Raw genomic sequence first — 12,576 nt, forward strand, 5'->3', positions numbered from 1 at the left:
AACTGACGGTGAGACGATGAACTTCGGCCTGAACGACGACCAGCAGATGCTGCGCGACACCTTCGCGCGCTTCCTCGACGAGCACGCCTCGATGCCGCGGCTGCGTGCCGCGCAGGAAGCGGCCGGCTTCGATCGGGCGTTGTGGCAGGGCCTGGCCGAGCTCGGCACTTTCGCGATGCGCGTGCCCGAGGAGGCCGGCGGTCTCGGCATGGGCACGCTCGACGCCGGGCTGGTCGCCGAGGAGATCGGCCGTACGCTTGCCTCGGGGCCGGTGATCGAGGCGGTGCTGGCGGCGCGGCTGCTCGGGCAGCTGGGCGCGGCGGACCTGCTCGCGGGCGTGGTCGACGGCAGCCTGGTCGCCAGCCTGGCCTTGCGCGACCTGGCCGACCATTCGCTGCAGTGGTTGCCCGGCGGCGCCCAGGCTGATCTCGTCCTCGCGCGCCGCGGCGACGACGTCGTGGCGATCACGGTGCGCGAGATCGACCGCAAGGCCGAGGACAGTCTTGCCGCCAACGGCATCGGCGAACTCGATCTCGGCAAGCTTCCGGCCACGGTCCTCGCCAGCGGCCAGGCCGCGGTCGAGACCTTCGCCGGCGCGCTCGAGGAATGGAAGCTGCTGACCGCGCTCGCGCTCAACGGCCTCGCGCGCGAAGCCGTGCGGCTCGCCGCGGCCTATGCCTGCGAGCGCCAGGCCTTCGGCCAGTTCATCGGCACCTTCCAGGCCATCTCGCACCCGCTGGCCAACTTCCAGGTCGAGATCGAGGGCGGCAAGCATTTCGCCTGGAAGGTGATCCACGAGATCTCGGTCGGCGACGCGGGTGCCGCCGCCAACGTCAGCCTGGCCTTGTGGTGGGCCACGCAGACCGCGGTGCGCGCGGGCGTGCAGGGCCTGCGCACCTTCGGCGGCTACGGCCTGACCACCGAATACGACATCCACCTCTACAACCTGCGCGCCAAGGCCTGGGGGCTGATCCTCGGCGATCCGGCGCGGCTGCTCGAAGAGGCGGGGCGGCGCATCTATGCGGGCGAGGCGGCCGCGCTGCCCGACGTCGGCGTGGTCTCGATCGACTTCGACCTCGGTGAGGAGGCCGAGAGCCTGGCGCGCGAGACCGACGAGTTCTTCCGCAAGACGCTGACCCCCGAGCTCAAGAAGCACGCGCACTATTCGTGGGACGGGCATCATCCTGAGGTGCACAGGAAGCTCGCCGAGGCGCGACTGCTGTTCCCCGAGCTGCCGCCGGAGAAGGGCGGGCGCGCCGCCTCGCCCTATGCCAGCCACGCGGTCGCTTCGGTCTGGGAGGAGCACGGCTGGACCGGTCACGCCAAGGGCACGACGATGATGGTCGCGGCGATGATCGACAAGTTCGGCAGCCCCGAACTCAAGGAAGAGGTGCTCAAGCCGATCCTCGCCGGCGAGAAGATCTGCTCGCTCGGCTATTCGGAGCCGGGCTCGGGATCGGACGTCTTCGCCGCGCAGACCAAGGCCACGCCCGAAGGCAACGGCTGGCGGATCGACGGCACCAAGATGTTCACCAGCGGCGCCAACCTTGCCGACTATGTGATCATGCTCTGCCGGACCAATCCCGACGTCGCCAAGCACAAGGGCCTGACGATGTTCATCCTGCCCTTGAAGGCCGAGGGGATCACCGTCCAACCGGTATTCACCTTCCAGGACGAGCGCACCAACATCACTTTCTACGACGGCGTGAAGGTGCCCGACACCTGGCGGCTCGGCGAGGTCGACGGCGGTGTGAAGACGATGAGCGCCGCGCTCGAGCTCGAACACCGCGGCGGCGGCTTCTCGAAGGCGCACCACGCGATGATCAAGGCGGCCGAAGTGCTGGCGCGCGAGATCCAGTTCGAGGGCCGCCCGCTGATCGAGGACCGCGGCGCGCAAGGCCGCCTGGCGCGGGCTAGGGCGCACGTCGCGATTTCCGAGATGCTCGGCCTGCGCGCGCTGTGGGGCGCCGAGGAGAAGCAGAACCTGCCCGCCGCCGGGCCGATGGCCAAGCTGTTCTCCTCGGAGAAGTTCCTCGAGGACGGCAGCGACCTGCTCGACCTCACCGCGCCGCTGTCCTTGTCGAAGCGCGAGGGCGCGGCGCTGTTCGTCAACCAGTCCTACCGCCACGCCCACGGCACGACGATCTATGCGGGCACCAGCGAAGTCCACCGCTCGATGATCGCCGAGCGCGCGCTGGGGCTGCCGCGCAGCAGGGGCTGAAACTCATTTTTTCGCGGCGTCGGCCTCGGGTGTGGAGATTGACAAAACACCGCACCCCACCCGCCGCCGCGAGCGGAAGGGTCATCGATTCCTCCGCAGAATTTTTTTCACAGATTCACTTTGACTCTTGCGCCCCGCGCGAGCGCCCGAAAATCGGCGCGTCGCTCGGTGCGGGGGTGAGTCCGCGCGGCCACGCGGGGCCGTCATCAAGCTTTCACTATGATTAACCCTCTTGCGCGCGACTCGGAATTTGCCACTATCGGTTGTGGGTCGGCAGCAGGGGTGCAGCTAAACCTTGAATCGAGCAGGAAGGGCGCCACATCGGTTCCGTCCCGCGGATTCATGGGTCGAAAGGCGCCTCTCGGTCCTGGCCGAAGTTCAAATGGGGGATAAGTTTTTCCCCCAAGCCACGTCCGTCTCGCTAGGTTGGGCGCTTGCCCGCTGAGTCGAACGAATGTGGAACACAGGCGAAGCGCATTTTTCGAGAACCGGGGGCCGGAACGTGGAATTCAGGAACGGAAACGAGGCGGATATGGACGGTGCTGAAGCGAGCCTGTTCGCGGCGGAAACGCTGACGCCCGGCAAGACCAAGGAGGCGGGCGCGAGCCCGGCAGTCGCGATGACGCAGAAGACCGAAGCCAGTGAAGCCGATCTCGTGGCTCAGCTCGGCGCGGAAGCCCTGGCCAATGCGGTCACGGGCGCGATGAAGGCGGCGGTCTCGACCAAGGAGGATTCCAAGGCGATCGCCGCGCGTCGCTTCACCATCGTCACCGACGACAGCCGCGACGCGCTCCTGACCGATTTCGGCAAGGACACGCTCGACGACCGCTATCTGCTGCCCGGCGAGAAGTACCAGGACCTGTTCGCGCGCGTCGCCGACGCCTATGCCGACGATCAGGACCACGCGCAGCGGCTCTACGACTACATCTCGAAGCTGTGGTTCATGCCGGCGACGCCCGTGCTGTCGAACGGCGGCACCGGTCGCGGCCTGCCGATCTCGTGCTATCTGAACTCGGTGTCGGACAGCCTCGAAGGCATCGTCGGCACCTGGAACGAGAACGTCTGGCTGGCCAGCCGCGGCGGCGGCATCGGCACCTATTGGGGCTCGGTGCGCGGCATCGGCGAGCCGGTCGGCCTCAACGGCAAGACCAGCGGCATCATCCCCTTCGTCCGCGTGATGGATTCGCTGACCCTGGCGATCTCGCAGGGTTCGTTGCGCCGCGGTTCGGCCGCCTGCTATCTCGACGTCTCGCATCCCGAGATCGAGGAGTTCCTCGAAATCCGCAAGCCGTCGGGCGACTTCAACCGCAAGGCGCTGAACCTGCACCACGGCGTGCTGCTGACCGACGAATTCATGGAAGCCGTGCGTGACGGCGCCGAATTCGATCTCAAGAGCCCCAAGGACGGTTCGGTGCGCGGCACGGTCGATGCGCGCAGCCTGTTCCAGAAGCTGGTCGAGACGCGCCTCGCCACGGGCGAGCCCTACATCGTGTTCTCGGACACGGTGAACCGCATGATGCCGCAGCATCACCGCGACCTGGGCCTCAAGGTGTCGACCTCGAACCTCTGCTCGGAAATCACGCTGCCCACGGGCGTCGATCACCTCGGCAACGATCGTACCGCGGTCTGCTGCCTGTCCTCGCTCAACCTCGAGACCTGGGACGAGTGGAACGGCGACGACATGTTCGTCGAGGATGTGCTGCGCTTCCTCGACAACGTGCTGCAGGACTACATCGACCGTGCGCCCGACGAGATGGCGCGCGCCAAGTATTCGGCCGCGCGCGAGCGTTCGGTCGGCATGGGCGTGATGGGCTACCACTCGTTCCTGCAGAAGAAGGGCATCGGTTTCGAGAGCGCCATGGCCAAGGCCTGGAACCTCAAGATGTTCAAGCACATCGCCGCCAAGGCCGACGAGGCCTCGCTGATGCTCGCGCAGGAACGCGGCGCCTGCCCCGATGCCGCCGACATGGGCGTGATGCAGCGTTTCTCGTGCAAGATGGCGATCGCACCGACCGCGTCGATCTCGATCATCTGCGGCGGCACCTCGGCCTGCATCGAGCCGATCCCGGCGAACATCTACACGCACAAGACGCTGTCGGGCTCGTTCGTCGTCAAGAACCCCTATCTCGAGAAGCTGCTGGCTTCGAAGAGCAAGGATTCGACGAACGTGTGGAACTCGATCCTCGAGCACGGCGGTTCGGTCCAGCACCTCGATTTCCTCAGCCCCGAGGAAAAGGCGGTCTACAAGACCTCGTTCGAGATCGACCAGCGCTGGCTGCTGGAGTTTGCGGCCGACCGCACGCCCTATATCGACCAGGCGCAGTCGCTGAACCTCTACATCCCGGCCGACGTCGACAAGTGGGACCTGATGATGCTCCACTTCCAGGCCTGGGAGCGCGGCATCAAGAGCCTCTACTATCTGCGCTCGAAGTCGGTCCAGCGCGCGGGCTTCGCCGGCGGGGTGGAGGCGGACAACACCGCCGAGGCGCCCAAGTACGAGCTGGCCTCGAGCACCGACTACGACGAGTGCCTGGCCTGCCAGTAAATTGGGCCTGCCAGTGAGCTAAGTTCCTCCCCCTTAGGGGGAGGGGGACCGCCGAAGGCGGTGGAGGGGGGGCCGGCTAGCGGCTACACCCCTCCGTCAGCGCTTCGCGCTGCCACCTCCCCTTGCAGGGGAGGATCGAAACCTACCGCCCCCGCCGATCCACCGTCGCCGTCACCGCGACGTCCATCGTCACGTTACCCAGCGTGCGCATGATGTCGGGCAGCATCTCGACCGCGACGAGCAGCGCCAGCGGTTCGAGCGGTACGCCCATGGCCAAGGCGATCGGCCCGGTCGAGGCGATGAAGCTGATCGTGCCGGGCAGCGAGATCGTGCCCCAGGTCGTGGCGAAGGCGACGCCGACACCGGCGGCCAGGGTCGTCGCGGTCAGCGGCATGCCGGTCAGGTAGGCGACGTAGATCACCACGGCCACGTTCATCGCCGGGCTGGTCGCGCGGAACAGCGCGACCGCGAGCGGCAGGACGAAGTCGCCCGAGGCCTGGCGCAGCCCCAGCGCGCGGCAGGCGGCGAGCATGGCCGGCAGGCTGGCCAGCGAGCTCTGCGTCGAGAAGGCGACCGCCTGCGACGGCGCGACCGCGCGCGCGAAGCGGCCCAGCGGCTGGCGCGCGCCGGCCATGGCGAGCACGTAGCCGAGCACCAGGATCGCCAGGCCCATCGCGCTGACCATGACGATGTAATGCGCGAGCGCGGCGATCACCGCCGAGCCGCTCTGCGCCGCGACCGGCAAAGCCAGCGCGAAGACCCCGAGCGGCGCCAGCGCCAGCACCCAGCCGATCACCACCATCATCGCCGCCGCCACGGCCGCGAAAAACTGCGCGAGGAGATCGCGCTGCGGCGCGGCCAGCCGCGTCGCGGCGAGCGCGAAGAGCCCGAAGAACACGATCACCGGTACCATGGCGTTGGCCGCCGCCGCCTCGATCACGTTGCCGGGAACCAGCGACAGGACGAATTCGGCCATGCCGGGGACCGTACCGGGCTCGGCCGTGGCGCCACCGCCCAGCGCAGTCACGGCCGCGGCGGGGATCGGAAAGGCATCGAGCAGCAGCGGCAGCGCGATCGCGGTCATCACCGCGCCGCCGCCGAGCACCAGCGCGAAGAGCCCGAGCGTGCGCCGCGCGAGTGCGCCGGCTTGCGCTGCCGCCACGGTCTGGACCACGCCGGTGAACAGCAGCGCCGCGACCAGCGGCAGGATCGTCATCTGCAGCCCGCGCAGCCACAGGGTGCCGAGCGGCTGGACCACGGCGAGCACTGGCGCTTCGGCGGCGCTGCCGCGCAGCAGTAGCCCGGCGATCAGGCCGAGCGCCAGGCCGGCGAAGGTCAGCGCGGCGGGGACGCGGATTTCGGGAAAGCTGGTGCTGCTGGGTTCGTCGGGGGCCATACGGTCCTGTCGTCTGCGATCGGCAGGGTTGTCTTATCCCCGCCGCGGGCACATTAACCGCCCGTCGTTACATGGCAATCGAACGCGCGAGTTACGGAAACGGGCATGGCAAAGAACTACTTCGGCACCGACGGCATCCGCGGGCGCACCAATGCCGGGGTGATGACCGCGGCCGTGGCGATGAAGGTCGGCCAGGCCGCCGGTCATCGCTTCCTGCGCGGCGATCACCGCCACCGCGTGGTCATCGGCAAGGACACGCGCCTGTCGGGCTACATGCTCGAGAACGCGATGGTTGCGGGCTTCACCTCGGTCGGCATGGACGTGGTCCTGCTCGGGCCGATGCCGACCCCCGGCGTCGCCATGCTGACGCGCGAGCTGCGCGCCGATGTCGGCGTGATGATCTCGGCCAGCCACAACCCTTACGAGGACAACGGCATCAAGCTGTTCGGTCCCGACGGCTTCAAGCTGTCCGACGAGGACGAGCTGGCGATCGAGGCCATGCTCGGTGAAGAGCAGCCGCTCGCGCCCAGCGAGGACATCGGCCGTGCCCGCCGCATCGACGACGCGCGCGGACGCTATATCCACGCGGTCAAGGGCTCGCTGCCGCACGACATCCGCCTCGACGGGCTCAAGATCGTCGTCGACTGCGCCAATGGCGCCGCCTACCAGGTCGCGCCCTCGGCCTTCTGGGAACTCGGAGCCGAGGTCCACGCGGTCGGCGTCACCCCCAACGGCAAGAACATCAACGACAAGGTCGGCTCGACCCATCTCGATCTGGTCAAGGAGACCGTGGTCGCGAGTGGCGCCGACATCGGCATCGCGCTCGACGGCGACGCCGACCGGCTGATCGTCGTCGACGAGAAGGGCCAGACGGTCGACGGCGACCAGATCATGGCGCTGATCGGCAGCCAGTGGGCCGCTCAAGGGCGGCTCTCGGGCGGGGGCGTGGTGGCGACGGTCATGTCGAACCTCGGCCTCGAACGCTTCCTCCAGGGGCAGGGGCTCGAGCTGTTCCGCTCGAAGGTCGGTGACCGTTACGTTCTCGAGCTGATGAAGGCGCAGGGCTGCAACTTCGGCGGCGAGCAGTCGGGGCACATGATCCTGCTCGACCATGCGACCACCGGCGACGGCACGATCGCCGCGCTGCAGGTGCTCGCCGCGCTGGTGCGCTCGGGCAAGCGCGCGAGCGAGCTGCTCCACCTGTTCGATCCCGTGCCGCAGCTGCTCAAGAACGTGCGCTTCGCGGGCGGCAAGCCTTTGGAGGACGCGCGCGTCCAGGCGGTCATCGCCGACGTCGAGGCCTCGCTCGCGGGCAAGGGGCGGCTGGTGATCCGCCCCTCGGGCACCGAGCCGGTGATCCGCGTCATGGCCGAAGGCGACGATGCGGCGCAGGTCGAGCAGTCGGTCGACGCGATCTGCGCGGCCGTGGCAGAGGCGGCGGCATAATGCTGGAAATGCGCCCCGATTGTGAGAAGTGCGGCACCGATCTTCCCGCCGAGGATCCCGGCGCCTTCATCTGCTCGTTCGAGTGCACCTTCTGCGCCGAGTGCGCGGAAAGCCTCGACGATCGCTGCCCCAATTGCGGCGGCGAGCTGATGGACCGCCCGACCCGCGCGAAGAAGCATCACGCCAAGAGCCCGCCCTCGACCGAGCGCAAGTTCAAGGGATGAGCCCACCCCCACGCATCCTCTCGATCGCCGGTTCGGACAGTTCGGGCGGCGCCGGCGTGCAGGCCGACATCAAGACGATCACGATGCTCGGCGGCTATGCCATGACCGCGATCACCGCGATCACCGCGCAGAACACCCTGGGCGTCACCGATGTCGTCGCGCTCTCGCCCGAGATGGTCGGCGCGCAGATCGACGCCTGCGTGAGCGACATCGGCGTCGATGCGGTGAAGATCGGCATGCTCGGCTCGCCGGCGATCGCCGCAGTGGTGGCCGACCGGCTCGAAGCGCTGGGCGCGCCCGTGGTGTTCGACCCGGTGATGATCGCCACCAGCGGCTCGGTCCTGGCCGACGCGGCGACGATCGCGGGGTTCGAACGGCTGATGGCGCTCGCCACCTTGACCACGCCCAATGTGCCCGAGCTCGAGGCGCTGGGCGGCACCGCCGGCTTCGCCGCGCGCGGCGTGACCTATCTGGCCAAGGGCGGCGATGCCGAGGGCGATGTGCTCGAGGACAGCCTGTGCTTTGCCGGCCACGCGCCCGTCGCCTGGCGCGCGCCGCGCATCGTCACACGCCACACCCACGGCACCGGCTGTACCCTGTCGAGCGCGATCGCGACCTACCTGGGCAAGGGGCTCGATCTCGAGGAAGCGATCTTCGCGGCGCGCCAGTTCGTCCGCGCCGCGCTCGAGGCCGCCCCCGGCTTCGGCCAGGGGCACGGCCCGCTCGGCCATCAGGCGGTGCGGCCCGACTGAAGTACCCGCGAAAACGCTTTCCTACACGGCCGCGCGATGAGACGGTCCGGGCCGCTCTTCACATAGTCAGAAGCATGGATTCACACGAAAAATTGCCCCGCGGTGATTTCGCGGGACAAAATTTCGCCATGGTCGATACGTGCGAGCTTCGTGAAGTTCGCTGACCGCCGTCAGCACTCCAGGTCGTAGAACTCGACGATCTTCTGCCAGCCGTCCTCGGCGGTCTCGACCCAGTGGAACAGCGCGGTGTCGTTCTCGTTGATCACGCCTTCCTCGGCGAGCGCCTGGAAGTTGATCACGCGGTTCCAGTAGTCGCGGCCGAACAGCAGGATCGGGATCGGCTGCATCTTGCCCGTCTGGATCAGGGTCAGCAGTTCGAAGAACTCGTCGAAGGTGCCGAAGCCGCCCGGGAACACCGCCACGGCACGCGCGCGCAGCAGGAAGTGCATCTTGCGCAGCGCGAAGTAGTGGAACTGGAACGAGAGATCGGGCGTGACGTAGGGGTTCGGCGCCTGCTCGTGCGGCAGGACGATGTTGAGGCCGATCGAATCGGCGCCGGCTTCCATCGCGCCGCGGTTCGCCGCTTCCATGATCGAGGGACCGCCGCCCGAGCAGACGACGAACTGGCGCATGCCCTTCTCGACGATCGCGCAGGTGCTGGCGATATGCGCGAGCTTGCGCGCTTCCTCGTAGTACTTCGACTTGGCGATCAGGCTCTCGACCACCTTGGCGCGTTCGGGCGTGGTCGCGGTGGCGCGGACGGCCTCGACGTGTTCGGGCGAAGGGATGCGCGCCGAGCCGTAGACCACCAGGGTCGAGCCGATCTCCGCCTCTTCCATCAGCATCTCGGTCTTGAGCAGCTCGAGCTGGAAGCGGACGGGGCGCAGTTCCTCGCGCAGCAGGAAGTCCGTGTCGCGGAAGGCGAGCAGGTACGAGGGGCTCTCGGTCTGCGGGGTGGTGTTGAGCTTCGCGTCGGCGAAGGAGGCTTCTTCGCCGGCCTTGTAGAAGCGGCGGTTGGTGAGTTTCTTTTCTTCGTCTGTCATTTCATCCCCAATGCGCCTCTGGACAGGCGCCGTCGAGACAAAACGCCATGGCTATGGTGGTGAATCGAGATCAGCTAAGCCTTAACCATGCGCGACTATTGCGACACCATTGCGGATGAGGGGAACGGGAATGGCGACGCGTGAGGAACTGCTGGCGGCCGCGGGCACGCTGGGCACGCCGCTCTACGTCTACGACCTCGACCTGATCCGCGCGCGCCTGGAGCGGCTGCGCGGGGCCTTCGGCAGCCACTTCGGCGTGAGCTTCGCGGTCAAGTCCAACCCCAACGTCGCGCTGCTCAAGGCGCTGGCGCCGTTGGTCGACAGCTTCGACGTCAGCGCCTTTGCCGAGGCCGAGCGCGCGATCGCCGCGGGCATGGAGCCCGAGCGGCTGACCTTCTGCGGCCCGGGCAAGCGGCCCGAGGAGATCCGCCGCGCCGTGCGCATCGGCGTGGGCGAACTCGTCGTCGAATCGCTGCACGAGGCGCGCCTGGCCGATGGCTTCGCCGGCGAGCTCGGCACGCGCCAGACCGTGCTGCTGCGGATCAACCCGGCGACGAGCCCGCGCGCCTTCGGGGTCAACATGTCGGGCAAGCCCAGCCAGTTCGGCGTCGACGAGGAAGAGATGGAGGCCGCGATCGACGCGCTGGCCGCGCTGCCCAACCTCGATCTCGCGGGCTTCCACATCTATTCGGGCAGCAACAGCCTGTCGCACGAAGGCCTGGCCGAGAACTTCGGTATTCTCACCGACATCTTCCGTCGCGCCACCGCGCATTGGAGCAAGTCTCCCCGCAAGCTGATCTTCGGCGCGGGCTTCGGCGTGCCCTATCTGCCGACCGACGCGGAGATCGACCTGGCCGCGCTGGCCGCCGAGGTCCTGCCGGGCATCGACGCGCTCAAGGCCGAGCCCGCCTTCGCCGACACCGAGCTCGAACTCGAGCTCGGTCGCTGGCTGGTCGGTCCCTGCGGCTGGCTGCTGTCGTCGATCATCGGCGCCAAGGCGAGCCGCGGCACCGAGCTGCGCATCTGCGACGCGGGGTTCAACACGCACCTTGCCGCCTATGGCATGATGGGGTCGGTGATCCGCCGTAACTGGCGCATCGCCAATCTCTCGAACCCCGAGGGGCCGGTCGAGCGCTACACCGTGGTCGGGCCGCTGTGCACGACGATCGATACCCTGGCGACTAAGCTCGAACTGCCCGCGACCGCGATCGGCGACGTCATCACGATCGAGAACTCGGGTGCCTATGGCCTGACCTCGAGCCCGACGCGCTTCATCAGCCATCCCGAGCCGCGCGAGGCGCTGCTCGACGGTGGCCGGCTGACCGACGTGACCGAGAGCCTGCTCAACCACTGGCGTCTCGCCGACAATTGAACCGTTTCGCGCCGCCGCACGAATGTTGGTTGCGGTAAACGATTCTTTACCCCGTTTTGCTAGGTAGTGCTCAGGGAGGCACTAATCCTTGCAAATGGAACGCCGTCAGTTCGATCGCGAAACAGCGACTGTCGCCGCGGCATGCCGCGTGCGCGGTATCGCCTATCGTGCGCGACTGAGCGAAGTTTCGCAGCAGGGATGTTGCGCCGAGATGGCCCGCGACGTCGCCGCACCCGGCGAGCGCATTTTGCTCCAGCTCGGCGCTCTGCTCACTCTGCCCGCGATCGTACGCTGGGTCGAGGGTGACCGGGCCGGCCTCGAATTCGCCCATCCTCTCCACGGTGCCATACTGAGCCAGTATGCCCGCCGTCAGGACGAAGAGCGGCGCGACCTGCACTGAGAATTTTTTCGCTTCGGGTATCTCCCGAGGGACGAGTTTAACCGAAACGCATTTTGGAGTGGGTATGCACGCGAACGTGGACACTTCCAATTCCTCGGGAACACTGTTGGGTATGCTGGGCCTGCGCACCAAACCTTCTGATGCCAAGTCGACCAAGTCGGACGTGATGAAGCAAGCGCGTCGGCAGGTGCTCGACGCGATCTGCGATTTCCTGCTCGACAACGACCTGGCGATCACCCCCGACAACCTGTTGGCCGCGCACGGCGCTTTCGCCGGTGGCAACCCGGGGCTGGCCCGCCAGATCGCTGCGCGGCAGCAGAGCGGCGCACGTGTCGAGCAGGAATGGCTCGACGAGGTCACCGCCAACCAGGCGACCGAGCGCAAGGACGTCGCGATCGAGCGGCTGATCGGCAAGCTCGAACAGAACCTCGACGCCTTCACCAAGAGCTCGAAGGCCGCGCACCGCGCCACCACCGACTACAGCACCAAGCTCGAAGCGCATGTCGTCGAGCTCGAGCAGGTCGAGGACACGGGCCAGATCATCACCGGTCTTGCCGATCTCGCCAAGGCGATGGCCGAGCGTACGCGTCAGGTCGAGGCCGAGATGCGCAAGAGCGAGGAAGAGGCCAAGTCGCTGCGGCGCCACCTCGACCGCGCCAAGCGCGATGCCGAGGTCGATCACCTGACCGGCTTGCCCAACCGCCGCGCCTTCGAGGCACTGCTCGACAAGCACTACCGCGAGGCGCAGGCCGAGGTCGATTCGCTGAGCGTCGCCTTCTGTGACATCGATCACTTCAAGAAGGTCAACGACACGCACGGCCACGATGCCGGCGACCGCGTGATCAAGCTGATCGCCGATTCGCTCGCGCGGATCTCGAACGACAATTGCCACGTCGCGCGTCATGGCGGCGAGGAATTCGTCATGCTGTTCCGCGGGCTGACCCCGCAGGAAGCCAAGCAGCGGCTCGACGAGGCGCGCGAGGAAATGGCCGCGCGCAAGCTGATCAACCGTCGTACCGACGAACCGATCGGCCAGATCACCTTCTCGGGCGGTGTCGCCAACGTCTTTGGCTTTGCCGATCCACGTGCCGCGCTCAAGGCCGCCGACGAGGCGCTCTACAAGGCCAAGCAGGGCGGCCGGAACCAGATCCTGCTCGCCTGACGCAAAGGCGCGGCG

At 67.5% G+C, this 12,576-nt stretch carries 10 protein-coding genes; 8 read left to right on the forward strand and 2 right to left on the reverse strand.

Going from position 1 to position 12,576, the window contains the following annotated elements; all coding sequences use genetic code 11:
• Positions 1–16: 16 nt before the first annotated feature.
• Both OLX23_RS21800 and OLX23_RS21805 read left to right on the forward strand, forming a co-directional pair.
• Positions 17–2,221 (forward strand): acyl-CoA dehydrogenase family protein, encoded by a 2,205-nt coding sequence (locus tag OLX23_RS21800; RefSeq protein WP_264447314.1) that lies wholly within the window; start codon positions 17–19, stop codon positions 2,219–2,221.
• Positions 2,222–2,753: 532 nt separating this feature from the next.
• The gene (locus tag OLX23_RS21805; RefSeq protein ID WP_264447315.1) at positions 2,754–4,766 is read left to right on the forward strand and encodes a ribonucleoside-diphosphate reductase subunit alpha; all 2,013 of its coding nucleotides are present in this window, start codon (positions 2,754–2,756) and stop codon (positions 4,764–4,766) included.
• Between the two features lie 142 nt (positions 4,767–4,908).
• Here the strand turns inward: OLX23_RS21805 and OLX23_RS21810 are convergent, their stop codons facing one another.
• Entirely contained in the window at positions 4,909–6,162 is a 1,254-nt protein-coding gene (locus tag OLX23_RS21810; RefSeq protein ID WP_264447316.1) for a dicarboxylate/amino acid:cation symporter, read from the reverse strand.
• A 105-nt stretch (positions 6,163–6,267) separates the two neighbouring features.
• Here OLX23_RS21810 and glmM point away from each other — a divergent pair, with 105 nt between their 5' ends.
• From glmM to thiD, 3 genes are read left to right on the forward strand one after another with little or no spacing between them, the layout of a single operon-like run.
• Complete coding sequence (gene glmM / locus OLX23_RS21815) at positions 6,268–7,608, forward strand: phosphoglucosamine mutase (protein ID WP_264447318.1); 1,341 nt, start codon at positions 6,268–6,270, stop codon at positions 7,606–7,608.
• A complete protein-coding gene (locus OLX23_RS21820) occupies positions 7,608–7,832 on the forward strand; it encodes a DUF1272 domain-containing protein (protein WP_264447319.1) in 225 nt (74 codons plus the stop codon). Before glmM ends, OLX23_RS21820 begins: the two co-directional genes overlap by 1 nt.
• Positions 7,829–8,584 carry a bifunctional hydroxymethylpyrimidine kinase/phosphomethylpyrimidine kinase gene (gene thiD / locus OLX23_RS21825; RefSeq protein WP_264447320.1) on the forward strand — a complete coding sequence of 252 codons (756 nt, stop codon included), beginning with the start codon at positions 7,829–7,831 and terminating at the stop codon, positions 8,582–8,584. Before OLX23_RS21820 ends, thiD begins: the two co-directional genes overlap by 4 nt.
• A gap of 170 nt (positions 8,585–8,754) precedes the next feature.
• On the opposite strand, the gene OLX23_RS21830 is transcribed toward thiD, so the two are convergent.
• Positions 8,755–9,627, reverse strand: coding sequence for a TIGR00730 family Rossman fold protein (locus OLX23_RS21830; RefSeq protein ID WP_264447322.1), 873 nt, complete (start codon positions 9,625–9,627; stop codon positions 8,755–8,757).
• A gap of 130 nt (positions 9,628–9,757) precedes the next feature.
• On the opposite strand from OLX23_RS21830, the gene OLX23_RS21835 reads away from it, so the two are divergent.
• The 3 genes from OLX23_RS21835 (at position 9,758) to OLX23_RS21845 (ending at position 12,561) form a co-directional block, all read left to right on the forward strand.
• Positions 9,758–10,999, forward strand: a complete 1,242-nt coding sequence (locus OLX23_RS21835) for an alanine racemase (RefSeq protein WP_264447323.1) — start codon at positions 9,758–9,760, stop codon at positions 10,997–10,999.
• Positions 11,000–11,093: 94 nt separating this feature from the next.
• Positions 11,094–11,399 carry a PilZ domain-containing protein gene (locus OLX23_RS21840; protein ID WP_264447476.1) on the forward strand — a complete coding sequence of 102 codons (306 nt, stop codon included), beginning with the start codon at positions 11,094–11,096 and terminating at the stop codon, positions 11,397–11,399.
• A 112-nt stretch (positions 11,400–11,511) separates the two neighbouring features.
• Positions 11,512–12,561: a GGDEF domain-containing protein gene (locus tag OLX23_RS21845; RefSeq protein ID WP_264447478.1), complete on the forward strand. Its 1,050-nt coding sequence runs from the start codon at positions 11,512–11,514 to the stop codon at positions 12,559–12,561.
• The last annotated feature ends 15 nt before the right edge of the window (positions 12,562–12,576 follow it).

Source organism: Novosphingobium sp. JCM 18896 (genome assembly GCF_025938095.1).
In the GTDB taxonomy this organism is placed as follows: Bacteria; Pseudomonadota; Alphaproteobacteria; order Sphingomonadales; family Sphingomonadaceae; genus Novosphingobium.

Bases quoted from the DNA above. Each gene is read 5' to 3' on its own strand.
- OLX23_RS21800 (WP_264447314.1), top strand. From the start codon at position 17: ATGAACTTCGGCCTGAACGACGACCAGCAGATGCTGCGCGACACCTTC.
- OLX23_RS21805 (WP_264447315.1), top strand. From the start codon at position 2,754: ATGGACGGTGCTGAAGCGAGCCTGTTCGCGGCGGAAACGCTGACGCCC.
- OLX23_RS21810 (WP_264447316.1), bottom strand. From the start codon at position 6,162: ATGGCCCCCGACGAACCCAGCAGCACCAGCTTTCCCGAAATCCGCGTC.
- glmM (WP_264447318.1), top strand. From the start codon at position 6,268: ATGGCAAAGAACTACTTCGGCACCGACGGCATCCGCGGGCGCACCAAT.
- OLX23_RS21820 (WP_264447319.1), top strand. From the start codon at position 7,608: ATGCTGGAAATGCGCCCCGATTGTGAGAAGTGCGGCACCGATCTTCCC.
- thiD (WP_264447320.1), top strand. From the start codon at position 7,829: ATGAGCCCACCCCCACGCATCCTCTCGATCGCCGGTTCGGACAGTTCG.
- OLX23_RS21830 (WP_264447322.1), bottom strand. From the start codon at position 9,627: ATGACAGACGAAGAAAAGAAACTCACCAACCGCCGCTTCTACAAGGCC.
- OLX23_RS21835 (WP_264447323.1), top strand. From the start codon at position 9,758: ATGGCGACGCGTGAGGAACTGCTGGCGGCCGCGGGCACGCTGGGCACG.
- OLX23_RS21840 (WP_264447476.1), top strand. From the start codon at position 11,094: ATGGAACGCCGTCAGTTCGATCGCGAAACAGCGACTGTCGCCGCGGCA.
- OLX23_RS21845 (WP_264447478.1), top strand. From the start codon at position 11,512: ATGCTGGGCCTGCGCACCAAACCTTCTGATGCCAAGTCGACCAAGTCG.